We start from the raw sequence: 24,586 nt of genomic DNA on the forward strand, positions 1-24,586 counted from the left end.
TTTTGTTTATTTATTGGATGATGAAACTTGCATTGGCCCTTTCTATTTCGGCCTGCTTTATCAATGTGTCGTAAAGTGAAATATTCTCCTGTAGTTGTGCAGACACCAGTTGGTTTTGTGCATCCAACAGTTCTATGTAAAGCGCTATGCCTTCTTTGTACATCCGCAATTCGTCCTTATAATTTTTTTCAGATGAAGCCACTTGCGAAACAGCTGCATTGTAATTGACAAGAGCGGCGTTGAATGAATTGGCTGCAATGCTAACCTGTAATTTCAATTGCTGCTCAATATTGCTTATTTGCGATTCAATCGCTTTACCGTCTGTCTTAGCCTGCTTTACTTTGTATTTATTTTTGCCTCCTGAAAAAATATCGAAACCAAGGGAGACCCCGAAAAAATAATAAGGGGATTTATCATTTACTTTAAAGTCAAAATCCTGTGACCCTACATCAAGAAAGGAATTAAGTTTTGGTATTTTGTAGGAATTGGCAAGGCCAATAAGGTTCTTATTAATGGCGGATGCCGTATGTAACTTTATTAGTTCTTCTCTTTTATTTACAGCAGTATCATTTATAATATTTGGGTCGGGAACACTCGCTATTGAATCAATAAGCAGGGGGGTGGTTAGTGGTTGGTTGATCAAAAAATTAAAATGAGACCGGGCATTGTCCTGGTTTAATATGGCAGTGTTCAGTTGTGCAGTGATCTTTGTTACTTCATTATTACTCCTTACTACTGCTGTGCGGTTAACTTTTTGATTATTAAAGAGAGAAGTGTTTATCCTTTCATTTTCCTTTACAAGTGCGAGGACATTTTCATAAATCCTGATGGCTGCTGTAGCCTGCAAATAATTATAATAAGCAATTTTGATTTCTTTGACAAGCTCCCGTTTGTAGATATCTATTTCTACCTTTTGCATGTCATACTGCTGGCTTCTTATTTTCTTGTTGTAAACCAGTTCCGCATTAATGATAGGGTAAGTAGCATGCAGTTTTACATCATAAAAATTATTGGGGTTCAGCAGCACACTTTGGTTTTGTATTTGTGGAAAATTATTAGCGCCTGTCAGTTGGTTAAGCGTTTTGTAAATGGGATTCATTAAATCTCCCACTGGAATATCCACGGTGCGTCCGCCACCTGCAAGGGTATAGGTCCCATTAAATGCAACATTAGGCAGGAATAATGACTTAGCCTCTTTCAGGGCCCAAAGGCTCTTATCAAGGAAAAATTGTTGCTGGCGAATAGTTTCATTACTGTTTAAAGCCGTGTTTATATACTGCTCTAAGTGTGTTTGAGCATAGGTACTTCCGGTACATAACAATAAGAGAAATGAGAATATCTTTTTCATCTGATTTATTTTAATGAACGTAATAATTTTAATGAACAATGTTCAATTAAGAGGTAAAAAAATTTATAAAATATTTAGAATTTTCAAAAATTCATCATACGCATCTGCTACAATGTTTTCCGCGTTTTTAATATTCGCGTTTTGCGTACGGGAACCTATTTGCAGGCTACACATGCCATGCATACAGCTCCATATCAGGAAACACAGCGGTTCCAGTTTATGGCCTTTAAAATGCCCGGCATCCATGCACTGTTTTGCCGTAGTCCTTAAAACATCAAAGCTTGCTTTCCCTTCGTCCCACTCATCTTTTTGGATGGCTTCCAGGAACTCTATAGGTGCCTTAAGCGTAAACATCAGATCGTACATCTCCGGGTAGTCCAGGCCATAATTGATATACACTTTGCCCATCGCCTTTAGCCGCTCCATTGGGTCTGTTACATTAAACAGTACTTTCAACTGGCCGCCAAGGTCAACAAAACCTTGTGTGTGCAATGCATGGAGTATTTCATTCTTATCCCTAAAATATACATATACGGTACCAATGCTGTAGTCTATGGAATCAGCAATATTTCTGATGGTAGTTTGCCCGATGCCTTTTTCCACAAACAACTTACGGGCAGCTTTTAAAATAAGTGCCTTCAGTTCTTCCTTCTCTCTTGTTTTTCTTTCTTTGCTTCCCATATAATTAGTTTCTGGTACAAAGAAAATGAACATTGTTCATTTTTCCAAATAAATTTTATTTTTTTGCTATTATTCGGAAATAACTTAATTGTACTGGTGAAGTTACCATTGATTGTCAACGGTAAGTAATTTCAGGGCGAAACACACCGAAACGGGGAAGCAATTTAATGAAATGTGCATCCAGATAAACGGGCAATTGCGATGTTATCAAAAAATGGGATTCAGGTGGATGAAGAGGAGGCCGCCGTTATATTGGAATTTTCTATACCTTGTATCAAAAAATCACCCAAAGATCAAAAATGGCGGAACCTTAAAGAGAAATCGAACTTCAGGAAAAACTCTTTAAATAGGCCACTAAAGAGATTTTTTAGAAAAAATTTCATTCGACACACCAAAATGGGTTTTAAAAAATCGAACTATCGATGACCAGGCAATAATAGTTTGGGCACAGGTTTTTATTGGCATAAAAAAAGGAGACGACTATTATCTAGTGTCTCCTTAAGTGATCCCGCTGGGATTCGAACCCAGGACCACTACATTAAAAGTGTAATGCTCTACCAGCTGAGCTACGGAATCAAAGTTCTTATTTGGAACTTTCCTCTAAAGCGTTTCCGTTTAAAGTGGTGCAAATATAGGATTACGATATATATTCTGCAAATAATATATCCAGAAATCGCATAGTAAGCTGATTCCTAGCCTTATTATTTGCATTTAATCTTTTCTTCACCTTCAATTAATATTCCCATCTCTATAAAAAAGGCAAATTGCGATTAAACAGTAGGACAGAGCGCCACATATTTTTACAGAAAATTAAGCAGCAATTTATTGACCTCATCTTTATGGGTAAGGAATACGCCATGTGATGCACCTTCAATAACATGATATTCTGAGTTGGGCAATAGTGAAGAAGTTACATCACTGGTAATGTTAATAGGTACAATTTTATCATCATTACCGTGAATAATCAATACAGGAATGGTGATTACACTTAAATCTGTTCTAAAATTAGTTTCAGAGAAGGAACGAACACATTCAGTGGTAGCTCTAGGACTGGCAACAATTGCAAGTTGATGCATCCAGTTTTGAATTTCCTGGCTAACTGGTTTGTTCTGCCCGTCTACACTAAAAAATTGTCGCCCAAATTCTGTTAAAAAAGCAGGTCGGTCATTTTGCAGGCCTGCAATCATACCATCGAATACTTCACGGGGAACACCCTCTTCATGGTCTTCTGTTTTCAAAAGCAAGGGAACTACAGAACTAATCAATACAGCTTTAGTAACTCTAGATGATCCATATTTACCTAAATACCTAACCACTTCGCCACCACCCATCGAAAACCCTACAAGGGTAACATCGTTTAGGTTTAGTGCTGTAATTACCTCGTGTAAATCGGCTGCAAGTGTATCATAATCATAACTATGCCATGGTCTGTCTGATTGACCAAAACCACGTCTGTCGTATGCTATACATCTATATCCTGCGTTTACCAGGGTATTTACCTGATATTCCCACATCTCATGAGATACCGGCCATCCATGGATCAAAACTACAGGTTTACCTGTACCTAAATCTTCAAAAAATATATTAACTGATGAACTGTTCTCGGCGTTCTTTTTAATGTATGGCATAATCGTATATATTTAAAATTTAACTCTTTAATAACATAGCCAGAGGTCATTTGTTTAATAAAAACACACAATATCTGGCCACAATAAACTTTATATTCTCATATTTGGAATATTAAACTAACCCATAAGGTATAAAAATACCGAGAGGAATAACTATAAATAATGAATAAAGCTATTTTTTTGGATCGCGATGGCGTTCTTAATCACGAAATTCACGATTACATTACCAAACTAGAAGATTTTGAAGTATTGGAATATCAGATTCCTCCCTTGAAAAAACTATATGACGAGGGCTACTTGCTAATCGTAATTACAAATCAAGGTGGAATTGCTCAAAAGCGTTATACTGAAGAGGCACTGGCCGAAATGCATAAAGTTCTTGCTCAAAAATTTGAAGATCAGGGTGCTTTAATAACGCATGCATACTACTGTCCTCATCATCCAACTATTTCTGGCGATTGCGAATGCAGAAAGCCTAAATCAGGGATGCTACTAGAAGCTATCGCTAAATACAACATTGATCCGGCCCTTTCTGTAATGATTGGCGACAAACCAAGGGATGTTGAAGCTGCAAACGGAGCAGGGGTAAGGGGTATAGAGATATTACCTGATGAACAAATAGATTACAATCTTGTTAAAGAAGTACTTGCAGGGAATGAATTTCAAGCACTTAGTGCAGGAATATTAGCCAGAGATAAAGACTAAGTCTTCACCCGACCGAACTTAAGCAATTATATATAAATCACATAAAAAAGGCTGGGTCATAAATTATGATCCAGCCTTTTTTATGCGTTAAAGAAACACTATTTTGCTTCTGAAGCTTTTTTGTGATCAGCAAGGAACTGAGCTAAACCGCTATCAGTTAATGGGTGTTTTAACAAAGCCGTAATTGCAGATAAAGGACCTGTAATTACATCTGCACCTAATTTAGCACAATTTACAATATGCAACGGACCGCGGATAGAAGCAGCTAAAATTTGGGTAGGGTAACCGTAGTTGTCAAATATTAATCTGATATCTTCAATTAATTGTAAACCATCAGTAGAGATGTCGTCTAAACGACCTAAAAATGGAGATACATATGTTGCACCCGCTTTAGCAGCTAATAATGCCTGTCCGGCAGAAAAAATTAAAGTACAATTGGTTCTGATACCTTTAGATGAAAGATATTTAATTGCTTTAACGCCATCTTTAATCATAGGTACCTTAACAACAATCTTTGGATCTAATTTAGCTAAAGCTTCACCTTCTTTGATGATTTCATCATAGGTGGTAGATATCACTTCTGCACTTACATTATCATCTACGATAGCGCAGATGGCCTTGTAATGCGCAATTACGTTAGCATCGCCCGTAATACCTTCTTTAGCCATAAGACTAGGGTTAGTGGTTACACCATCTAAAACACCAAGATCTTGGGCTTCTTTTATTTGATCAAGATTAGCTGTGTCAATAAAAAATTTCATGTTATTTAATTTAGCAAATTGGTTAATGTTATAAGTTGTCAATTAATAAACGCCTAAATTAGGTATTTACATTGAAGTCTTTTAAGAAAAGATGGAAAAAATAGGAGAGGAGAGCCTTTTTTTACATTGAAAGTAAAAAAAGGGCAAGCACCTCTTATCGCATCGCTACAACTTTCTACCCTTGCTTCGTTCCCGACCTGGGGGAGTTCAAAAGGAGCTGATCGTAAAAGACTTGCCCGCCACAAAAGTAGCAAAAGACCTGAATCTACGAAAGGAAAATCACCAAATATTTCAACTTTTTAAAGGAAATAAAGATAATCAATTGACGTTAAAGAGATTGAGTTTGTAAATAATTTAATATTTCCCTTATATTTAGATAACCTTACAAGGGAACACACTAGATTAAATAGAAGAAAATCAAAAAACCGACAGCAAAAAACAAGAAAAATTGCGTTTAAAGCACGTAAAGCCATTTGTAATTATTTTGTTATGCAAAATAATTCTAAATAACACCATTACCAACATCATAAATTAAAACGATGTAATTTACTAATATGATAATTAAGTACGCACTTCATTGCCAAGTACTGCTTTTTTTCTAAAAAATATGTGAATATTATAATTCCTTGAATTTTATTCGTATCTTAGTGTCCTAAATACACTATACCAAAACTAATATTTAAACGAGACTTATGGAACCAAAACAAGATAACCAAGGGTTATATGACCAGCGTTTTGAGCACGATGCCTGCGGTATCGGATTTGTTGCCCATATAAAAGGCAGGAAATCACAGCAAATTATTTCTGACGCTATAACCATTCTTGAAAATCTTGATCACCGCGGGGCTTGCGGAGCTGAAATCAATACAGGTGATGGGGCTGGTATTATGATACAAATACCCCATGAATTCCTGTATGACGAGTGTCTCAAAATCGGATTCAGTTTAAATGAATCTGGAGATTACGGCGTCGGAATGCTATTCCTACCCAAAGATGTGAAGGCAAGAGAAGAATGTAGGGAAATTATTTACCGCGCTGCCGAAAAACTAAACCTGGAAGTTCTGGGCTTTAGAAAGGTAATAACCAATACAGAAGGTATTGGCGATATGGCCTTGTCAGTAGAACCGGAAATGGAACAGGTATTTATTGCCCGTCCTTATGCAATTGCAGCAGGTGCAGATTTTGAACGTAAACTGTACGTATTTAAAAACTACCTGTCTAAAACAATTAATAATACTGTAAAAGGTATTAATGGCGACTTTTACATTGCTTCTTTTTCGTCAAGAACAATTGTATATAAAGGTCAGCTAACTTCACTGCAAGTTAGAAGCTATTTTACTGAGCTTAGCGATAAACGTGTGGTTTCAGCTTTTGGTTTAGTTCACTCGCGTTTTGCTACAAACACTTTCCCTTCCTGGAGGCTGGCACAACCTTTCAGGTATATCGCTCATAATGGAGAGATCAATACTTTGCAGGGTAACCTTAACTGGTTCAGAGCAAGTGTTAAATCTTTTGCTTCTTCTTACTTTACTCCTGAAGAATTAAATATTTTACTTCCTGTAATTGATGAATCTAACTCAGATTCGGGATGTTTAGACAATATAGTAGAATTACTACTTCACTCTGGTCGTTCTTTACCACACGTTCTTATGATGTTAATTCCTGAAGCGTGGGATGGTAATGACGATATGGATGAACTGAAACAAGCTTTTTATAAATTCCATGCTACTTTAATGGAGCCTTGGGATGGACCAGCGGCAGTTTCATTTACCGATGGAAACCTTATAGGTGCTACATTAGATAGAAACGGACTTCGTCCGCAAAGATATGCCATCACTGAGGATGACCGTGTAATTATGGCATCTGAGGCTGGCGCACTAGCTCTTGACCAAAGCAAAATCATTGAGAAAGGAAGATTAACTCCTGGAAAAATGTTTGTGGTAGATATGGAGCAAGGCAGAATCATTAGTGACGCTGAAATTAAACAACAGGTATGTGGTAGCAAGCCTTATGGCGACTGGATCAATAAATACCAAATCAGACTGGAAGAACTTCCTGATCCAAGATTAGTATTTAGCAATCTGTCTCAGGAGTCTATTTTTAGATACCAACAGGTTTTTGGCTATAGCAGAGAAGATATTGATCTAATCTTAAAACCAATGGCTCAGGACGGCAAAGAACCAATTGGTTCAATGGGTACTGATATTCCTTTGGCTATCCTTTCTCAAAAACCACAACACTTAGCCTCATACTTTAAGCAGTTATTTGCCCAGGTTACTAACCCACCAATTGACCCTATCAGGGAAAAAGTGGTAATGAGTTTAGCCGGTTTTATGGGTAATAACGGTAATATATTGGAAGAAAATGCAATGCAATGTCATTGTGTAGGCATTAAACATCCTATATTAACCAACCTTGAACTTGAGAAATTAAGAAGTATAGATACCGGAGTATTCCAATCCAAAACACTACAAACTTATTTCAGAGCAGATGGCAACCCGGGTGCATTAGCTAAAGGTATCGAAAGGCTTTGCCGCTATGCTGTTGATGCTGTTGAAGATGGTTTCCAGGTAATTATCCTTTCTGACAGGGCTCTTGATTCTGAGCATGCTGCCATTCCTTCGTTATTAGCTGTTTCAGCCGTTCACCATCACTTAATCCGTAAAGGATATAGAGGTGCTGTGGGTATTGTGGTTGAGGCTGGTGATGTTTGGGAAGTTCATCATTTTGCAACTTTAATTGGTTTTGGTGCAACTGCAGTAAATCCTTACCTGGCTTTAGAAACTATTGCTGGTTTTGAAACTGAACTTCAAGAGAAAAAAGAAAAATTATTCCAAAATTATATCTACGCGGTTAACAATGGTTTGTTAAAGATATTCTCTAAAATGGGTATATCTACATTACAATCGTACCATGGTGCTCAGATATTCGAAATTCTTGGATTACATAAAAGTGTAGTAGACAACTACTTTACCGGAGCTGTTTCAAGAATCGGTGGATTAGGCTTAGACGAAATAGCTAAAGAAACGTTGATTAAACACAACAGGATCTTTAAACTAGCTAACCGTCCGGATGCTATTTTACCTACTGGTGGTAACTATAAATGGAAACGTAAAGGTGAACAGCATTTGTTCAACCCTCAAACCATCCACTTGTTGCAAAACGCTACAAGGAAAAATGATTACAGCACTTATAAGCAATACTCTAAACTGGTAAACGAGCAAACAAACCAGGCTTATACAATAAGAGGTTTATTTGAATTCAGTTACAATCGCCCGGCTATTTCTTTAGAAGAGGTTGAACCAGTTGAAAATATCTTTAAAAGATTTGCTACCGGAGCAATGTCGTTCGGTTCCATCTCTCACGAAGCACACTCTACATTAGCTATTGCAATGAACCGTATTGGTGGAAAAAGCAATACCGGCGAGGGTGGTGAAGATGAGTTGAGATATGAAGTGCTTGAAAATGGTGACTCAATGCGCTCTGCAATTAAGCAAATCGCTTCTGCACGTTTTGGTGTAACTAGTTACTACCTTACCAATGCAGATGAGTTACAAATTAAAATGGCACAGGGTGCAAAACCTGGTGAAGGTGGTCAGTTACCTGGACACAAAGTAGATGATTGGATTGCAAAAGTTCGTCACGCTACTCCGGGAGTAGGGTTGATCTCTCCTCCGCCACACCACGATATTTATTCTATCGAGGATTTGGCACAGTTAATATTCGATTTAAAAAATGCTAACAGAGAAGCACGAATCAACGTAAAACTGGTTTCTAAAGCTGGTGTTGGTACTATTGCTGCAGGAGTAGCTAAAGCACATGCTGATGTAATTCTGGTATCAGGATTTGATGGTGGTACAGGTGCATCTCCGTTAACTTCAATACAACATGCTGGTTTACCTTGGGAACTTGGATTAGCTGAAGCGCACCAAACGCTTGTTAAAAACCGCTTGCGTAGCAGGGTTGTGTTACAAACAGACGGACAGCTAAAAACAGGTAGAGATATTGCAATTGCAACTTTACTTGGAGCCGAAGAATGGGGTGTTGCAACTGCAGCTCTTGTAACCGCAGGATGTATTATGATGCGTAAATGCCATTTAAATACTTGCCCTGTTGGTGTTGCTACTCAAGATCCTAACTTAAGAAAACTATTTACAGGTGAAGCGGATCACGTAGTTAACCTATTCTATTTCTTGGCTCAGGAGTTAAGAGAAACAATGGCTGAACTTGGTTTCAGAAGCGTTGAAGAAATGGTTGGTCAATCTGACGCATTAAAAGTACGTGCAATAGCTCAGGAAGACTGGAAACAAAAAGACCTTGACCTTTCTGCAATTTTATATAAAGCACCAGATAATGGATTAAGCTTATTTAAAACAGAAGATCAGGATCACGGATTATCAGAAATTCTGGATCACGAATTAATCAAAGCTGCACAGCCTGCATTATTTAACAAAGAGCCTATATATAAGGAGTTCGAAGTTAAAAATACCAACCGTGCAATTGGCACCATGCTTTCAAACGAAGTTTCGAAAATATACAAATCACAAGGTTTACCTGCTGATACCATCAATTTCAAATTCAAAGGTTCTGCTGGTCAGAGTTTCGGAGCATTTGCTACTAGAGGTATCTCATTACATCTTGAAGGCGAGGCCAATGATTATGTAGGTAAAGGACTTTCGGGAGCAAGATTATCGATTTTCCCTTTCAGTACTACTAAATATGTACCTGAGCAAAACATCATTATCGGCAACGTGGCTCTTTATGGTGCAACTTCTGGTGAGCTGTTTGTAAGAGGGCAGGCGGGTGAAAGATTCGCGGTACGTAACTCTGGTGCAACTGCTGTTGTCGAAGGACTTGGAGATCACGGTTGTGAATACATGACTGGCGGCGAGGTATTGGTTATTGGCGATACAGGTAGCAACTTTGCGGCTGGTATGAGCGGTGGTATTGCATGGATCTATAATGTTAAAGGTGATTTTGCAAACAAATGCAATAAAGAGATGGTAGATCTGGATCCTCTTGATGAACAGGATGAACTACGTATCACTCATTTATTAAAGAAACATCTTCAGCTTACAGAAAGTAGTGTAGCTAAATTCTTGCTAGACGACTGGGCAACACAATCTGCACATTTTATCAAAGTATTCCCTAAAGAATACAAAGCAGTATTAATGAACAAAAGTAACAAACTGAAAATATCTTAAATAATGGGAAAAGTAACTGGATTTTTAGAATACGAAAGAACTGCTCCTTTAAAAGAAGATGCAAAAGAGCGTTTAAAACATTATAATGAATTCGTAAAGAATTTTGAACTGGAGGAAGTTAACAAAGAAGCAGCCAGATGCATGGATTGCGGTGTTCCTTTCTGTCAGTCGGGTTGTCCTTTAGGCAACGTGATTCCTGAATTCAATGAAGCTGTATATAAAGGCGACTGGCATCTGGCCAGCACTATCTTGCTGAGCACAAACAACTTCCCTGAATTTACAGGAAGGATTTGCCCGGCACCATGCGAATCAGCATGTGTACTTGGAATTAACAAATCACCCGTATCAATTGAGGAAATAGAGAAACACATTATTGAAATTGCCTTTGATAAAGGTTATATTAAAGCAGAGCAACCGCTAATCCGCACTGGTAAAAAAGTAGCTGTTATCGGTTCAGGACCTGCAGGTTTAGCTGCTGCTGCTCAATTAAACAAAGCCGGACATGAGGTAGTTGTTTACGAACGTGACGACACACCAGGTGGTTTGCTTAACTATGGTATCCCAGATTTTAAATTACAAAAAGATGTTGTAACAAGACGCATCGCTTTAATGGAAAAAGAAGGTATCGTATTTAAATGTAACTCAAACGTAGGTGTAAATGTTGAATTGAATACCTTACTTAGAGATTTTCAATCAATTATTCTTGCTGGTGGATCAACCATTCCAAGAGATCTTCCTGCAAAAGGAAGAGAGGCGAAAGGTGTCCACTTTGCAATGGATTTCTTAAAACAACAAAACAAACGCGTTAAAAACTTCGCAGTTGATGGTGAAGCTATATTAGCAACCGGTAAAGATGTAATTGTAATTGGTGGTGGTGATACAGGATCTGATTGTATTGGTACTTCTAACCGTCAGGGTGCAAAATCGGTAACTCAATTTGAAATTATGCCGATGCCTTCGCAACAACGTACCAGCAACATGCCTTGGCCAACTTACCCAATGTTGTTAAAAGTAACTTCTTCTCATGAAGAGGGATGCGAAAGAGGATGGGGAGTAAATACCAAAGAGTTCATCAAAGACGAAAACGGAAATCTGAAAGCTGTAAAAGTTGTTGATGTAGAATGGGAAATTGACGCTAATGGTCGCCCGGTAAACTTCAAAGAAAAAGCAGGAACAGAACGTGATCTTCCTTGTCAGCTTGTTCTTTTAGCTATGGGTTTTTTACATCCTCAAAAGGAAGGATTAATTGAAAATCTTGGTGTTGAGCTTGACAACAGAGGAAACGTAAAAGCTGAAGAAGGTAAATACCAAACCAATATTGCTAAGATCTTTGCTGCCGGTGATATGCGCCGTGGACAATCATTAGTAGTTTGGGCAATATCTGAAGGAAGAGAAGCGGCCAGAAAAGTAGATCAATACTTAATGGGACACAGTAGTTTGCCATCAAAAGATGGTATTCCATACGCTTAAGTAGAGGTATAAATATTATAACAAACAAAAGGCTCCGGTAAATATACCGGAGCCTTTTGTTTGTTGCTGCGTTTCTAATTTTAAAACTTAACACGCATTCCTATTCCCAGCTGAAAAATATCCGTTACAGTTAGTGCAGATGTATTTTGAAGATAATTGATCAGATAAAAATCATTCGTATTTGCCTCTATATAAAGACCAATTGCTCTGATACCCGTATTTTTCAAAAGTTTTTTTGCATCCAGCTCAATTTCGCTACTGAAAGCAAGATGCGGACGCAAAGCTTCTGACCAGTAATAATAATCATGAGCATATTGTCCGCTTGGAAATTTAAATGACAGCTCCTTATGAAAAGTATAAGTAGCAAATATTGCAGGATTAAAAGGATAAATTTTCCCCCATTCTTTCAATTTAATAGCCCATGGTTTATAGCCAAATTTAGCAGTTGCTATATTCAAAACCCCACCTTTACTACCCGGTACAAATCCATAAAGTAAATCTAAATTACCTTTTTTGTTACCAAACAGTTCATAACCAACACCTCCACTAAAATAACCTATACTTCCGGCATACTGTACAATTGCCTGATCAGGAATTAAGAATTTAAAACTTTGTGCAGATACTTTAGCACTACTTGCAACCAACAGCAAAAAAACGAAACGGAACTTAAAAATATACTCTCTCAAAACTTATCTTATTATTTACAATTTGTACAACTAAAAATTCCTTATTTGCCATCGCGCTTGTGATCACGTAGGGAATACCCGAATCATCCGGATAAAAGAGATTATAATTATGAGTATGCGCGTTAAGTGATGCCAGGAAGCCTGGAGTTTGAGCAAGTGTGGTTGTATAATCCTTGATTAATTTGCTGTCAAAATCTTCTGAATTAACCGGCACATGAGAAATACCTACAAAACCTTTAATCCCGGGCGATGGTTTCAATTCATTTTTTAACCAGGGAATATTGGGCACCTGACCATTGAAATTATACTCCCGGCTATTGCTATCGTGGCAAACGAATTTTACACCTCCGTATATAAAAGAATAATTAAGTTCGCCAAACATATGCTGGAATGTTTCCTTACCACGGGCTGTTTCGTCGTGATTTCCTATAACAGCTACATAGGGAGCATGAAGATCTTCAAGAGTTCTTGAAATCCAAAGCATTTCCTTTAAAACACCAAATTCAGTAATATCACCAGCCAGAACTACAAAGTCAATCCCCTTAATAGCATTCACGGCTTTACAAAACTTTACCGTTTCGTCTCGTGATTTCTGGCTATCGCCAGTTAAAACGAAAGTTACGGTATCATCATCCGCACCATTACCCAATCTTTTCAGATTGGTGGCATTTACATCCTTTAAAGAAATTTTATCAAAAGTTTGATTCGGACTAAACTCAAAATGGTTACAACTTGCTAAAGCAGCACAGAGTAGAAATAGTAAAAATATTCGCATACCACAAATTAAAGGGATATACAAATTTTGAATGTCAGGACTATTTCATAGTTGGATTCTTTTTACCAACCAGTAACATTTCAATAGTTTTTTGCAATCTGCCTATCCTTGTTTGTTCTTGTTTGGCCGTAAGAATCCACAATACATATTCTTTTTTATGAGAATAGGCGAGGGTCTCGAAAAAAGACTGTGCTTGCGGATGCTGCAAAAATAACTTTGCCAAATCTGATGGCACCGTTACTTTTTTATTTTCAACATCTATAAACTCAGAAAATTCATTTTTTTTAATTTCATTATTTCCAACACCAGATGCTTTTACCTGATCAATTGGTTTAATTCTAATACCTGTCCAGGTGTCGTCAATTGCTGCAGAAGCACACGGAGTAAGTTTATAAAGTTCCAGCTCATTCCATTTCTCCATCTTCAGATCGGTAACTATTCCGGAGGTCTTTTTTGGATAAACAATCCAAACTGTTTTTTTGTCATCTATTTTTGGTGCCCAGATTTTGAGTTCCCTGTTTAATTCTGAGCTATCCTTTACAAAAAGGAGTAGACCATTAAAATCGTCAGCAGAATTGTTCACTAATGATATACTGCTAACATCACCTAAAATAGCAGTACCATTTTTGGGCGCATTTGCCAATAACACCTTAAAACCAGGTTTGAAGTACATTTTCTTTAATAACCCGTTCTCCATAATATTGAAGTAGAAATATTTTACAGTCTTAATTTAGCAAAGAAATCCCAAAGCACAATACCTGCAGATATTACGATATTAAAAGAATGCTTTGTGCCAAACTGTGGAATTTCGATGCATTCATCAATCTGGGCCATCACTTCATCACTAACCCCATTAACTTCGTTACCAAAAATCAAAGCATATTTTTCAGAAGACTTCGGTTTATATGTATTTAGCATGATGCTGCCTGCAGCTTGTTCTATGCCAATAACCCGATACCCATCGGCTTTTAGAGATGCTACAGCATCAAGAGTTGTTTCAAAATGAACCCATTCTACAGATTGGGTGGCACCAAGAGCTGTTTTTTCAATTTCTCTGTGCGGAGGCTGAGCCGTAATTCCACACAGATATAATTTTTCGATAGCAAAACCATCTGCCGTTCTAAAAACAGAGCCAATATTGTGCATACTTCGCACATTATCAAGTACTACAATAACAGGTAGCTTCTCTTGTTCTTTAAATTCATCAACACCAACGCGGTTTAGCTCATCTAACTTTAGCTTTTTCATTAAATAGCAGATGCACCGTTACCAATTTCACTAATATAAATTGCAGCAGGGTATCCAACGCGATCTACATAATAGTCTGTAAGCTGTTTGGCAAAATCTTCTTCCTGTCCTTTTTTAAGCAAGGCAATAGCGCATCCCCCAAAACCTGCACCTGTCATACGGGCACCAATAACGTGCTCATAATCAGAGCAGAAATCTACTACAGTATCAAGCTCCACTCCAGTTACTTCATACAGATCTTTTAATGATTGATGAGAAGCATACATCAAACGTCCAAACTCCACTAAGTTACCTTCATTCAATGCTTTAGCTGCTAAATTAACCCTATCATTTTCTTTAATAACATGAGTCGCTCTCTTCAAAACAGTTTCGTCAGTAATTAGATGACTATGTAAAGCGAATTTTTCCGCTGTTAGTTCACATAAATTATTAAGCTTAATTTCTTGATTTAATTGAGCTAATGCTGTCTGGCATTCAGATACTCTTTCGTTATATTTAGACTCAGCCAGCTTACGAGGTTTGTTTGTATTGATGATAGCAAGTGAATAATCTCCAAGATTACAATCTACTATCTTATATTTCAAGGTATCGCAGTTTAATACTATGGCTTTATCAGTTTCACCAAAGGCAACGGCAAATTGATCCATAATACCACAGTTCACACCTATAAATTCATTCTCAACTTTCTGAGCTAATAAGGGTAGTTCAATCTTCTCATAACCTAACTTAAAATAGTCATTTAAAGCATAAGCCATTACTACTTCAATAGAAGCGGAAGAAGATAGACCTGAACCAATTGGAATATTACCAAAAAACAATAGATCCAAGCCTGTCGGAATTTTATGTTTCTTTGAAATTTCATTAAAAACACCCAGGGGATAGTTGAACCACTCAGAACCAGTTTTAGTATAAGATGGTTTCAGTTCAATTTGTGCAGTTTCCTCAAAATTTAAGCTTTTAAATCTGATTACGTTGTCGTTGTTTGGAGCAATAATTAACCAGGTTCCTAACGTAACTGCACAAGGCATTACCAAGCCTCCATTGTAATCTATATGTTCGCCAATTAAGTTTACGCGACCTGGAGTAAAATAATGTGCTGTTGGTTGTTGTTCATACTTTTCAAAGAATTTATTGGTTAATTCCGCTTTCATTGTAATATTTTAAATTAATGTTTTAGTTTTAATAAAGTATTTATAGTATTGTTTGACAAACGAGTGGATCCAAAAATACCTGGCCCTAAATATACAACTATGAACCGAATCGAGTAAGTTCAATTCAACATAAAATGCATTTTATTATATATAAATGAAGACTAAACTAGTAAAGACAGGTAAAATTATAGATGGCAAAGAAGTACTTGGTGTAGAATTAACAAATACTAAGGGAACATATGTCAAAATATACAATTATGGGGCTATAATAAGTAAATTTATAGTAACCAATAAAAATGGAGAAAAGCAGGATATCGTATTGGGATTTGATGATTTTGATCAATACTTAAGCGAAGAATATTTAGCAAATTATCCCTATTTAGGTGCTGTTATTGGCAGATATGCCAATCGAATTAAAAATGGCAGATTTACTATTGATGGAGAGGTTTATCAGCTATCTCAAGCAAAAGGAGGAGACTGCCTGCATGGTGGCGATACGGGTTATGACAAGAGGGTATGGGAGGTCTTGTCTACCATTGACCCAAGCGTAACACTTCAATACACAAGTCCGGATGGCGAAGAGAACTTCCCAGGAAACCTTACCATTCAGTTAACTTTTAAATTAACTGATGAGGACGAGCTGATTCTTGATTTTAAAGCAACAACAGACAAAGCAACAGCTATTAACTTAACCCATCATGGTTATTTTAATCTTTCCCCAACTGGTGGTTCAGTAGGGAAACATCACCACAGAATGCCTGCAAGCAACTATCTTGAACAAGACGACAACTATGTAGTAACAGGAAAACTTATTCCTGTAGAAGGTACTCATCATGATTTTTTGGGTGGTAAGGAATTTGACGCAGACTGGGATCCTGCCGAAGGATACGATCAAACCTACGTACTCGATAAAGAATATGGTGAGCTCACATTAGCTTCTGAAACAACTGAACAAACCGGAGGCTTAAAACTATCTGTTTATACTACTGAACCAATTGCCCATTTATATACAGCTAAATACCTTAATGTGAAGCACGGCAAAGAAGGAAGAAATTACGAACCTTTTGGAGGATTTTGTGTAGAAACGCAACATCATCCAAATGCGATTAATATTCCTGCATTTCCAAGCACTGTATTGAGGCCTGGTGAAACATACACTCAAACCACTATTTACAAGGTAGAGCACAGCTAAGGAATTGCCTAAGAAAATATAAAGGGTAATGAAATATCTTCAATACCCTTTTATTTTTTAGCGATTATATATTGCTTTTTTTCACATGAAGTGCACTTATACCTTTTAAGTGGTACCCAAAACAGTATTGTTTTTACGATTTGTTGTCGTGGAATTCGATAATCTAGTGGTTTGGCGCATCTACGGCAATGATATTTTTCAATTCCAGCTGAACTTTGTTCCATTATTAATTTAATTTAACATTCATTTGGAGCGTGCTTTTAAGATTCCTTATACACTATAAATTTATGGAATATTTTTCCAGGTTATATTAAGCAACTAAGATTCTTAGGTTAATTTATCTATAAACATCCAAATGATGCGCAAACTCGATATAATTACTATAATACCAACTCCTATAAACATCTTTTTAATAGGAAGTTTACCTACTAAACGAGCAGCTAATGGGGCAGCTATTATTCCACCAACAATTAATCCAAGTATAGATTGCCAATGACTAACGCCAAGAATAAAGAAGAATGTAACTGCACTTGCCATGGTTACAAAAAACTCGGTTAAACTAACAGAGCCGATTACATATTTAGGTGTACGGCCTTTAGAAATTAGGGTAGAGGTAACTAATGGTCCCCAGCCACCGCCACCGAACGAATCTAAGAAACCTCCGGCTCCAGCCAGCCAGCCTGCACGTTTTACCTTTTGAGGCTTCTGTTTTTCTTTAAATGCATTAGTTAATATCCTGATCCCAAGTAATAATGTATATATAGAAATTACCGGCCTTATCCATACCGAAAAGGCATCTCCGGCATATCCTAGTAATAATGCACCTGCAATTGCGCCCAGCACACCTGGAATTAACAGGGTTTTAAAAAGTTTTTTATTTACGTTACCAAAACGATAATGACTAAAACCAGATGCTCCACTAGAAAACATTTCGGCAGTATGAATACTCCCAGAAATAACTGCCGGATTTAAGCCACCAGACAACAGCAGGGTAGTAGAAATTACGCCATAGCCCATTCCCAAAGCACCATCAACCATTTGCGCCATAAAACCGACAACAAGCATCCATAAAAACTTATCGTCTAGCTGTGCGTATAGTTCTTCGCCAAATGCCAAGGCATCCTGATAAGTAACATTATTATAAATGGCAATGCCGATAAACAAGGCTGCCAGTATAAATAGACATATATAAGCTATCCGTTTCCACTTCTTTTCTTGTAATTTATTGCTTACGGCAATTCTAATCTGGTTTTCGCGTATGCTCATTATTGTCTGCTCATATTAAATCTATCGAATTAGTCGACAATATTAACGCAACTTAATGAATAAACAAAATTTTTATTTTTTTATTTACGCAGATACCCTAGCGAGCAAAATTCTGGTCTTATTTTGAAACCTGATAAACAATAGGATGGAGGCTGTGAGCAATCCGAACGTTAACCCGTACCAAATACCATTAACACCCATGTTGAGCTTTATACCAAGGAAGTAACCCAACGGAATACCAATTACCCAGTAAGCAATAAAGGTAATGATGGTTGGAACATTCACATCTCCAATACCTCTTAAAACCCCTAAACCTACTACCTGGGTACCATCAAATAATTGAAAAAATCCTGCAATAATAAGTAACTGAGCGACAATACTGATTACGGCGTTATCTTCTGTATAAAGAAAGGGCAGTAGGTTATTTGCCAGTACAAAAAACAATGCGGTAACAGTCATAAACAAAAGTATTACGTGGTAACTTGCAATGGCTGATTGCCTAAGGTCTTTAAAATTGCTTTTCCCAAAGTTATTGCCTGTTTTAATAGTAGCTGCAGAGGCAATTCCACTCGCCATCATATAGGTAATAGAGGCAAGGTTTATAGCTACCTGATGGGCAGCTTGTTCTACAGCCCCTATGGTTCCGATTAGTATAGCTGCTCCGCTAAAAGCACTAATTTCAAAGGAATACTGCAGTGCAACCGGCGCACCAATTTTAACAATTTTAAATGCTCTTACCTTATCAAAAAAGGTGGCCTTAAATTGCTTAATATAAACCTTAAAAACAGCTGACCGTAAAACATATATAGTCATTACAATAGCCATAACCGTACGATCTATCAAAGTACTTAGGCCTACACCTTTTACGCCCATAGGAGCTATGCCAAACATCCCCTTAACAAAAATGACTCCCAAAATAATATTAATCACGTTACCCCAGATAGACACGAACATTGCTTGTTTTGTAAAGCCCAATCCTTCGGCAAACTGTTTGAAAGTTTGAAATATCATTAACGGGATAATAGAGAAACCAAGCAAACCCAGATACGGTTTTGCATAAGCAACAACTTCGGGCGACTGCCCGATATGATCTATTACCATCAAAGTCCCTAAATGAACAAAGGCATATAGCAATAAAGAGATAGAGAAATTTATAATTAAGCTATTAGAAAGCAGCTTACCACATTCATCGTAATTTTTACGGCCATTCTCTTGAGCTATCAGAGGTGTTAATCCATAAGCTATCCCCATACCTAAAACCAGGATCAGCATAAACAGACTATTCACTAATGATACAGCAGCAAGCTGAATTGTACCAGCAAAATGACCAACGATAACACTGTCTGCCAGGTGTGCAAGGGTATGGCCCAGCTGAGAAACAACAATAGGCATTGCCAATCGTAAATTATCAGAATAATAAGGTTTGTACTTAGTGTATAAGGTATTCAACATTTTAGCAAAAGTCGGTTATTTTGTTGTGATTTATGAAAACATAGCCACCTTTTATACAGTAGTAAAGAATTCTTCCTTATCTGACGTGTGAGGTTTTATAACGCCACTTAGAATTAAGCTTACCAATATCTTTTGAGCTTGCCGATAGGAGCTGCGTGTAAGCTTACTAAACTGCTTAAGCGTTATCCTCCCTTCAAGATTAAGGTGCTCAAATAATTTCTTTTCCTGCTCTGTATAAGTAATCAACTGGCCGTTGACTTTACTACTTTTTTTAATCACATCAACGATGATCTTGCTGGCCAAAATGCTTTTATCATTTACCCGATAATAAACCCACCATTTTTTATTTTCATCAAGCGCATAATGAGGTTTAGTATCACTTTCGGCAATTTTCACAACCAATACTAATTTGTCATCAATATATATTTCCTCAAATTCAGGTTCTATTGCAGGTTTACAGAACTGATGGGCAGACTTGGTGATCATATAGCGCTCTTCATCTTCAGATTTTACGCCTTTAATACTACCATCATCAGCTACACCAATAAGCAATTGGCCTCCTTTATTATTAGCAAATGCAACCAGACTCTTAGCAATCTTTTCGTTGTTTGTAATCGTCTTTTTGAAATCCAGTGTAGTTCCTTCGCCCTGCAAAATTAGTTTCCTGATATTCATTTGTATATTTTCTTAAGCGAATGGTAATTTAATAAGCTATTCTTGGCTGTTCGCCCTGATGAAGGTTCCTAACGTAAACTTCGTTTAATACTGTGGCGCATATTTCACCTTCAGCATTGGTTATTTCCATTGGATAGGCTTTTATAAATTTCCCAGAAGTGTTTAAAGTCTCAATAGCCTCATTCAACATATCATCTGTAACTTTTATCGTAAAGTATAAATTGCCCCGACCAGGTTTTAAATACTGTATTGAAGCACTTTTCAACCAAACCCTTACCTTAAATCCTTCTCTTTGGAGCAGCTGATCAAACAGCAATGCATAAAATGGATCAGTTGCAGCATATATAGTACCTCCAAATATAGAGCCGTTATAATTCTTATTAAAAATGCTCTTGTTAATTTTTACATCAACTCCTCTAAATCCTTTATGAAATCTTTTAACCCATATGCGTTGGAACAGCATAGGAGGGTACAAGCACAATCCCCATTTAAGGGTTTTCTCTGATACAACCATGATGCTTAAATATCAGAAAGTTTATTGAACTATGAAATTTTATGTGGCAGGATAAAGTAAATTTTTAGTAAATTAGAGTATGTATATATACGATACCCTTACAGCAGCTGTATCTGACCTTGAGAAGCGAGGTTATGAATACGATTTTACGCTTAACTCTGACTTCCTGGAGTGTAAAGCAATTGACATGAAATTGATGCCTGAGGAGTTTGAGATTGATGAATTTTACAGGTTTGAAGGCATGAACGACCCAGACGATAGTGCCGTGATCTACGCCATATCATCTCCGGTAGGTAATTTAAAAGGGGTGTTAATTGATGCTTACGGTGCCTACGCCGAAAATGTTTCTCCTGAATTGCTCGATAAATTAAAAATGCATCAATAAAAATCTGCTTTGTTGTTATTCTCGTTTATATGTTAAATAAAACGAAAATCTAAAACAACAAAACTAAATTTTATGAAAAAGCAATTTTTAAGTTTAAGCGCAGGGGTGGCATTACTGGCTCTTGTTTCTGCTTGTAATTCTTCTAAAACTGCCGATACAATGAACGATAGTTCAATGATGGACACGTCTGTTGTTGACACAACTATAGCTACCGAAAATGGGGTTAAAGTTGGTGGCGCCGTGATGGTTCCGTCTAAAAATATTGTAGAAAATGCTTTAGGATCAAGCGATCATACTACATTGGTTGCAGCTGTTAAAGCAGCCGGACTGGTTGAAACGCTAAGCGGAACAGGCCCATTTACGGTGTTTGCACCTACAAACGAAGCATTTGCTAAATTGCCTGCAGGTGCGGTTGATAATTTATTGAAACCGGAAATGAAAAAAGATCTTACCAATGTACTAACTTATCATGTGGTTTCGGGTAGCTATAAATCTTCTGATTTAAAAAATGGAATGGAGCTTACAACTGTTCAGGGTCAGAAAATCAAGCTAACTGAGAAAAACGGTGAATGGTGGGTTAACGATGCCAAAATCACTATTCCAGATGTAATTTCCAGTAACGGTGTAACTTATGTAATAGACGGTGTTTTGATGCCAAAAAAATAAATAATTGTTAATTTTTTAAAGGCTTTTCTGGTAAAACAGGAAGGCCTTTTTTTGTGTTTTTAACTAACCAGTTTTAAATTATTTAAAACTTTTATGGGTTGACCTTGTTGATTGTCCAGTACTTATATAAAAATAATCCTATGAAAAAGTTAATTTTAAGTCTTGCTTTTGCGGGCTCGGTTATAATAGCCACTTCAGCATGCAACTCAACGAAGAATGTATCAGGTACTTCAGATAGTACCTCAACAGACACAACAATGAAACCCGTGGATACTGCTAAAACAGTTCCGGCTGACACTACTAAATTACCTCCAGATACAACTGTAAAACCTTAGTAATAGAAATCTTAGGTAAATAACGAGCAATAATTCAAACATGTATCGGGGCTAAATTCTTCGATACATGTTTTTTTATCAAAATGTTTTATCATAAATAAAATTTGTTTGTATTTTCAGCAACCAAACAAACTTTGTATGATTAACAGCAAACAGAATAAAAGTGTATTTTTTTTAATCCTGGTGGCCGCCCTAGGCTATTTTGTAGACATATACGACCTTCTTTTATTCCTTATTATCAAAAACAAAAGCTTATCGTCATTAGGAGTTCCGACAGACAAAATTACCGAAACAGGCCTTTATCTGATGAACTGGCAAATGGCGGGGCTACTTATTGGAGGTATATTCTGGGGTATTCTCGGAGATAAAAAAGGAAGGTTGTCTGTACTTTTTGGCTCCATAATCATGTATTCCCTTGCTAATATTGCGAACGGATTTGCGACAAGCATTCCGGTATATGCGGCGTTAAGATTTATTGCAGGAATAGGCTTAGCAGGAGAACTCGGTGCTGGTATTACGCTTGTAAGCGAAAGCATGAGTAAGGAAAAGAGGGGATATGGAACCATGTTGGTGGCGGGAATTGGCCTTATGGGTGCAGTAGCAGCATATATAGTTGGGGATCTTTTTGAATGGAGAACTGCATTTTTTGTGGGCGGAGGCCTGGGTATTGTGTTATTGCTTTTAAGATTTGGTGTTTTTGAATCTGGATTATTCGAAAAAATGTCTAAAAAAGAAGTTACCAAAGGAAACTTCTTCATGCTATTTTATCCCTGGAAGCGCTTCTCTAAATATTTAAGCTGTATCATTATCGCTGTGCCGCTATGGTTTGTAGTAGGGATTCTGGTTGGCATAGCCCCTGAATTTGGAAAAGCATTAAAGGCCGTGGATGTTCTAGACAACGGAAAGGGTGTAATGTTTACCTATATAGGAATTTCACTAGGTGATTTCTTAAGCGGTGCTTTAAGTCAGCTTTTCAAAACACGTAAAAAGATCGTTTTTATCTTTATTACCCTAACATTTTGCACCATGCTGGTATATCTGTTAAACACAGGATGGACAGCAACTGGTTTTTATATATTGTGCGTATTTTTCGGTTTGTTCACAGGATATTGGGTTGTATTCGTAACCATTGCAGCAGAACAATTTGGAACCAACCTGCGTGCCACAGTAACTACAAGTGTTCCAAATATGGTAAGAGGATCGCTAATCCTGGTTACGCTTTTATTTCAGTTTTTAGTGGTAAGAATGGGAATTATCAACGCAGCACTTTGTCTGGCAGTATTAACAGTAGGACTTGCATACATCGGTTTGTATAATTTGGATGAGACTTATGGTCGCGATTTGAACTTTGAAGAGGAGTAGTGTCAAAAAAATGTACTATCTGAAAATTAAAGGAATGATGCCTTTTTATTAAGGTTAACTTTGCGTGTATAGTTTTAAAGAAATGGTGTTTAAAGATAGAGTAGTAGCGGCTTATCAGCAAATTCAGGATCAGATTTGCAAAAGCCTGGAGTTGGCAGATGGCAAAGCTAAATTTGAAGAAGAGATTTGGAATAGAGATGGTGGCGGCGGTGGTCGCACACGCATAATGCAACATGGCGATGTTATTGAAAAGGGTGGCGTTAACTTTTCTGCAGTACATGGTAAACTACCAGAATCCGTTAGAAAAGCCTTTAAGGTTGATAGCGAAGACTTCTTTGCTACCGGTGTATCAATCGTTATGCACCCAAATAACCCGTTTGTACCTATAATTCATATGAATATCAGGTATTTCGAAATGGATAACGAAACAAGATGGTTCGGTGGAGGGATAGATTTAACTCCACATTATATTATTGATACCGACGCACGGTATTTTCACCATCTTTTAAAACAAACCTGCGACGAATTTGATACGTCTTTTTACCCTAAGTTTAAGGCTCATGCCGATGATTATTTCTTCATCAAACACCGTGAAGAAACAAGGGGAGTTGGAGGTATTTTTTACGACCGATTAAGACCTGAAAACACAGGTTTATCCTTTGATCAGATTCTTGATTTTTCTATAGCAGTTGGCAATACATTTATTCCCGCATATACGGAACTAATTGACAGAAACAGAGATAAAGAATTTGACGAGAAACAACAAGAGTGGCAATACCTGCGCAGAAGCCGATATGCTGAATTTAATTTGGTGTACGATGCAGGAACAAAATTTGGTCTCGAAACCAACGGTAGAATTGAATCTATTTTAATGAGTTTACCACCTATGGCCAAATGGATCTACAATCATCAAACACTTCCAGACAGTGAAGAATCCTATACATTAAGCAAGCTTAAAAAGGGGATAGAATGGGCTTAAGAATAGCCTAATTTTTACGTTAAAATTTTTCCACAATGCGCCTTAATGGCGCTTTTTTTATTAGCTTCGCAAGGTTATAAGAATACCACATTTAAATCGTTCT

General features: G+C 37.2%; 22 protein-coding genes, 1 tRNA gene and 1 other RNA gene. 9 read left to right on the top strand and 15 right to left on the bottom strand.

Annotation, left to right across the window (positions count from 1 at the left end):
* Positions 1–10: 10 nt before the first annotated feature.
* The 4 genes from HQN86_RS21560 to HQN86_RS21575 all read right to left on the bottom strand — a co-directional run bounded on the left by HQN86_RS21560 (position 11) and on the right by HQN86_RS21575 (position 3,657).
* Positions 11–1,348, bottom strand: a complete 1,338-nt coding sequence (locus tag HQN86_RS21560) for a TolC family protein (RefSeq protein ID WP_172662947.1) — start codon at positions 1,346–1,348, stop codon at positions 11–13.
* 63 nt (positions 1,349–1,411) lie between these two features.
* Positions 1,412–2,029, bottom strand: a complete 618-nt coding sequence (locus HQN86_RS21565) for a TetR/AcrR family transcriptional regulator (protein ID WP_172662948.1) — start codon at positions 2,027–2,029, stop codon at positions 1,412–1,414.
* 503 nt (positions 2,030–2,532) lie between these two features.
* Positions 2,533–2,605, bottom strand: a tRNA-Lys gene (locus tag HQN86_RS21570).
* Positions 2,606–2,829: 224 nt separating this feature from the next.
* The gene (locus tag HQN86_RS21575) at positions 2,830–3,657 is read right to left on the bottom strand and encodes an alpha/beta fold hydrolase (protein ID WP_172662949.1); all 828 of its coding nucleotides are present in this window, start codon (positions 3,655–3,657) and stop codon (positions 2,830–2,832) included.
* Between the two features lie 162 nt (positions 3,658–3,819).
* Here HQN86_RS21575 and HQN86_RS21580 point away from each other — a divergent pair, with 162 nt between their 5' ends.
* Entirely contained in the window at positions 3,820–4,362 is a 543-nt protein-coding gene (locus HQN86_RS21580; RefSeq protein WP_172662950.1) for a D-glycero-alpha-D-manno-heptose-1,7-bisphosphate 7-phosphatase, read from the top strand.
* A gap of 98 nt (positions 4,363–4,460) precedes the next feature.
* Here HQN86_RS21580 and fsa read toward each other — a convergent pair whose 3' ends face one another.
* Both fsa and ffs read right to left on the bottom strand, forming a co-directional pair.
* A complete protein-coding gene (fsa, locus tag HQN86_RS21585; protein WP_048905467.1) occupies positions 4,461–5,123 on the bottom strand; it encodes a fructose-6-phosphate aldolase in 663 nt (220 codons plus the stop codon).
* Positions 5,124–5,261: 138 nt separating this feature from the next.
* Positions 5,262–5,361, bottom strand: an RNA gene (ffs, locus tag HQN86_RS21590) — signal recognition particle sRNA small type.
* Between the two features lie 454 nt (positions 5,362–5,815).
* On the opposite strand from ffs, the gene gltB reads away from it, so the two are divergent.
* A complete protein-coding gene (gene gltB / locus HQN86_RS21595) occupies positions 5,816–10,327 on the top strand; it encodes a glutamate synthase large subunit (protein ID WP_172662951.1) in 4,512 nt (1,503 codons plus the stop codon).
* 3 nt (positions 10,328–10,330) lie between these two features.
* The gene (locus tag HQN86_RS21600) at positions 10,331–11,797 is read left to right on the top strand and encodes a glutamate synthase subunit beta (RefSeq protein WP_172662952.1); all 1,467 of its coding nucleotides are present in this window, start codon (positions 10,331–10,333) and stop codon (positions 11,795–11,797) included.
* 80 nt (positions 11,798–11,877) lie between these two features.
* Here the strand turns inward: HQN86_RS21600 and HQN86_RS21605 are convergent, their stop codons facing one another.
* From HQN86_RS21605 to HQN86_RS21625, 5 genes are read right to left on the bottom strand one after another with little or no spacing between them, the layout of a single operon-like run.
* A complete protein-coding gene (locus tag HQN86_RS21605; RefSeq protein ID WP_246269707.1) occupies positions 11,878–12,483 on the bottom strand; it encodes a hypothetical protein in 606 nt (201 codons plus the stop codon).
* A complete protein-coding gene (locus HQN86_RS21610) occupies positions 12,464–13,258 on the bottom strand; it encodes a metallophosphoesterase family protein (RefSeq protein ID WP_172662953.1) in 795 nt (264 codons plus the stop codon). The genes HQN86_RS21605 and HQN86_RS21610 overlap by 20 nt, the downstream gene beginning before the upstream one ends.
* Positions 13,259–13,298: 40 nt before the next feature.
* Positions 13,299–13,955 (bottom strand): YdeI/OmpD-associated family protein, encoded by a 657-nt coding sequence (locus HQN86_RS21615; RefSeq protein ID WP_172662954.1) that lies wholly within the window; start codon positions 13,953–13,955, stop codon positions 13,299–13,301.
* A gap of 20 nt (positions 13,956–13,975) precedes the next feature.
* A complete protein-coding gene (locus HQN86_RS21620; protein WP_172662955.1) occupies positions 13,976–14,506 on the bottom strand; it encodes an RNA methyltransferase in 531 nt (176 codons plus the stop codon).
* Entirely contained in the window at positions 14,506–15,657 is a 1,152-nt protein-coding gene (locus tag HQN86_RS21625; protein ID WP_172662956.1) for a galactokinase, read from the bottom strand. The genes HQN86_RS21620 and HQN86_RS21625 overlap by 1 nt, the downstream gene beginning before the upstream one ends.
* Before the next feature lie 154 nt (positions 15,658–15,811).
* On the opposite strand from HQN86_RS21625, the gene HQN86_RS21630 reads away from it, so the two are divergent.
* Entirely contained in the window at positions 15,812–16,849 is a 1,038-nt protein-coding gene (locus HQN86_RS21630) for an aldose epimerase family protein (protein ID WP_172662957.1), read from the top strand.
* A gap of 327 nt (positions 16,850–17,176) precedes the next feature.
* Here the strand turns inward: HQN86_RS21630 and HQN86_RS21635 are convergent, their stop codons facing one another.
* The 4 genes from HQN86_RS21635 to HQN86_RS21650 all read right to left on the bottom strand — a co-directional run bounded on the left by HQN86_RS21635 (position 17,177) and on the right by HQN86_RS21650 (position 20,756).
* The gene (locus HQN86_RS21635; RefSeq protein WP_172662958.1) at positions 17,177–18,115 is read right to left on the bottom strand and encodes a sulfite exporter TauE/SafE family protein; all 939 of its coding nucleotides are present in this window, start codon (positions 18,113–18,115) and stop codon (positions 17,177–17,179) included.
* Positions 18,116–18,199: 84 nt separating this feature from the next.
* Positions 18,200–19,567: an MATE family efflux transporter gene (locus tag HQN86_RS21640; RefSeq protein WP_172662959.1), complete on the bottom strand. Its 1,368-nt coding sequence runs from the start codon at positions 19,565–19,567 to the stop codon at positions 18,200–18,202.
* 51 nt (positions 19,568–19,618) lie between these two features.
* Positions 19,619–20,242 carry an AlbA family DNA-binding domain-containing protein gene (locus HQN86_RS21645; RefSeq protein ID WP_172662960.1) on the bottom strand — a complete coding sequence of 208 codons (624 nt, stop codon included), beginning with the start codon at positions 20,240–20,242 and terminating at the stop codon, positions 19,619–19,621.
* Positions 20,243–20,270: 28 nt separating this feature from the next.
* A complete protein-coding gene (locus HQN86_RS21650; RefSeq protein ID WP_172662961.1) occupies positions 20,271–20,756 on the bottom strand; it encodes a DUF4442 domain-containing protein in 486 nt (161 codons plus the stop codon).
* A 79-nt stretch (positions 20,757–20,835) separates the two neighbouring features.
* Between HQN86_RS21650 and HQN86_RS21655 the strand changes: the two genes are divergently transcribed.
* From HQN86_RS21655 to hemF, 5 genes are all read left to right on the top strand, one after another.
* Positions 20,836–21,141 (top strand): hypothetical protein, encoded by a 306-nt coding sequence (locus tag HQN86_RS21655; protein WP_048905364.1) that lies wholly within the window; start codon positions 20,836–20,838, stop codon positions 21,139–21,141.
* Between the two features lie 72 nt (positions 21,142–21,213).
* Positions 21,214–21,807, top strand: a complete 594-nt coding sequence (locus HQN86_RS21660; protein ID WP_172662962.1) for a fasciclin domain-containing protein — start codon at positions 21,214–21,216, stop codon at positions 21,805–21,807.
* A gap of 140 nt (positions 21,808–21,947) precedes the next feature.
* Positions 21,948–22,142, top strand: coding sequence for a coproporphyrinogen III oxidase (locus HQN86_RS21665; protein ID WP_172662963.1), 195 nt, complete (start codon positions 21,948–21,950; stop codon positions 22,140–22,142).
* A gap of 138 nt (positions 22,143–22,280) precedes the next feature.
* On the top strand, positions 22,281–23,504 hold the full coding sequence (locus HQN86_RS21670; protein ID WP_172662964.1) for an MFS transporter: 1,224 nt from the start codon (positions 22,281–22,283) through the stop codon (positions 23,502–23,504).
* 82 nt (positions 23,505–23,586) lie between these two features.
* The gene (gene hemF / locus HQN86_RS21675) at positions 23,587–24,483 is read left to right on the top strand and encodes an oxygen-dependent coproporphyrinogen oxidase (RefSeq protein WP_172662965.1); all 897 of its coding nucleotides are present in this window, start codon (positions 23,587–23,589) and stop codon (positions 24,481–24,483) included.
* Positions 24,484–24,586: the final 103 nt, after the last annotated feature.

Source organism: Pedobacter panaciterrae, assembly GCF_013204795.1.
Lineage (GTDB): Bacteria > Bacteroidota > Bacteroidia > Sphingobacteriales > Sphingobacteriaceae > Pedobacter > Pedobacter panaciterrae.

Coding starts and splice junctions, on each gene's coding strand:
- HQN86_RS21560 (WP_172662947.1), bottom strand. CDS start 1,348: ATGAAAAAGATATTCTCATTTCTCTTATTGTTATGTACCGGAAGTACC.
- HQN86_RS21565 (WP_172662948.1), bottom strand. CDS start 2,029: ATGGGAAGCAAAGAAAGAAAAACAAGAGAGAAGGAAGAACTGAAGGCA.
- HQN86_RS21575 (WP_172662949.1), bottom strand. CDS start 3,657: ATGCCATACATTAAAAAGAACGCCGAGAACAGTTCATCAGTTAATATA.
- HQN86_RS21580 (WP_172662950.1), top strand. CDS start 3,820: ATGAATAAAGCTATTTTTTTGGATCGCGATGGCGTTCTTAATCACGAA.
- fsa (WP_048905467.1), bottom strand. CDS start 5,123: ATGAAATTTTTTATTGACACAGCTAATCTTGATCAAATAAAAGAAGCC.
- gltB (WP_172662951.1), top strand. CDS start 5,816: ATGGAACCAAAACAAGATAACCAAGGGTTATATGACCAGCGTTTTGAG.
- HQN86_RS21600 (WP_172662952.1), top strand. CDS start 10,331: ATGGGAAAAGTAACTGGATTTTTAGAATACGAAAGAACTGCTCCTTTA.
- HQN86_RS21610 (WP_172662953.1), bottom strand. CDS start 13,258: ATGCGAATATTTTTACTATTTCTACTCTGTGCTGCTTTAGCAAGTTGT.
- HQN86_RS21615 (WP_172662954.1), bottom strand. CDS start 13,955: ATGGAGAACGGGTTATTAAAGAAAATGTACTTCAAACCTGGTTTTAAG.
- HQN86_RS21620 (WP_172662955.1), bottom strand. CDS start 14,506: ATGAAAAAGCTAAAGTTAGATGAGCTAAACCGCGTTGGTGTTGATGAA.
- HQN86_RS21625 (WP_172662956.1), bottom strand. CDS start 15,657: ATGAAAGCGGAATTAACCAATAAATTCTTTGAAAAGTATGAACAACAA.
- HQN86_RS21630 (WP_172662957.1), top strand. CDS start 15,812: ATGAAGACTAAACTAGTAAAGACAGGTAAAATTATAGATGGCAAAGAA.
- HQN86_RS21635 (WP_172662958.1), bottom strand. CDS start 18,115: ATGAGCATACGCGAAAACCAGATTAGAATTGCCGTAAGCAATAAATTA.
- HQN86_RS21640 (WP_172662959.1), bottom strand. CDS start 19,567: ATGTTGAATACCTTATACACTAAGTACAAACCTTATTATTCTGATAAT.
- HQN86_RS21645 (WP_172662960.1), bottom strand. CDS start 20,242: ATGAATATCAGGAAACTAATTTTGCAGGGCGAAGGAACTACACTGGAT.
- HQN86_RS21650 (WP_172662961.1), bottom strand. CDS start 20,756: ATGGTTGTATCAGAGAAAACCCTTAAATGGGGATTGTGCTTGTACCCT.
- HQN86_RS21655 (WP_048905364.1), top strand. CDS start 20,836: ATGTATATATACGATACCCTTACAGCAGCTGTATCTGACCTTGAGAAG.
- HQN86_RS21660 (WP_172662962.1), top strand. CDS start 21,214: ATGAAAAAGCAATTTTTAAGTTTAAGCGCAGGGGTGGCATTACTGGCT.
- HQN86_RS21665 (WP_172662963.1), top strand. CDS start 21,948: ATGAAAAAGTTAATTTTAAGTCTTGCTTTTGCGGGCTCGGTTATAATA.
- HQN86_RS21670 (WP_172662964.1), top strand. CDS start 22,281: ATGATTAACAGCAAACAGAATAAAAGTGTATTTTTTTTAATCCTGGTG.
- hemF (WP_172662965.1), top strand. CDS start 23,587: ATGGTGTTTAAAGATAGAGTAGTAGCGGCTTATCAGCAAATTCAGGAT.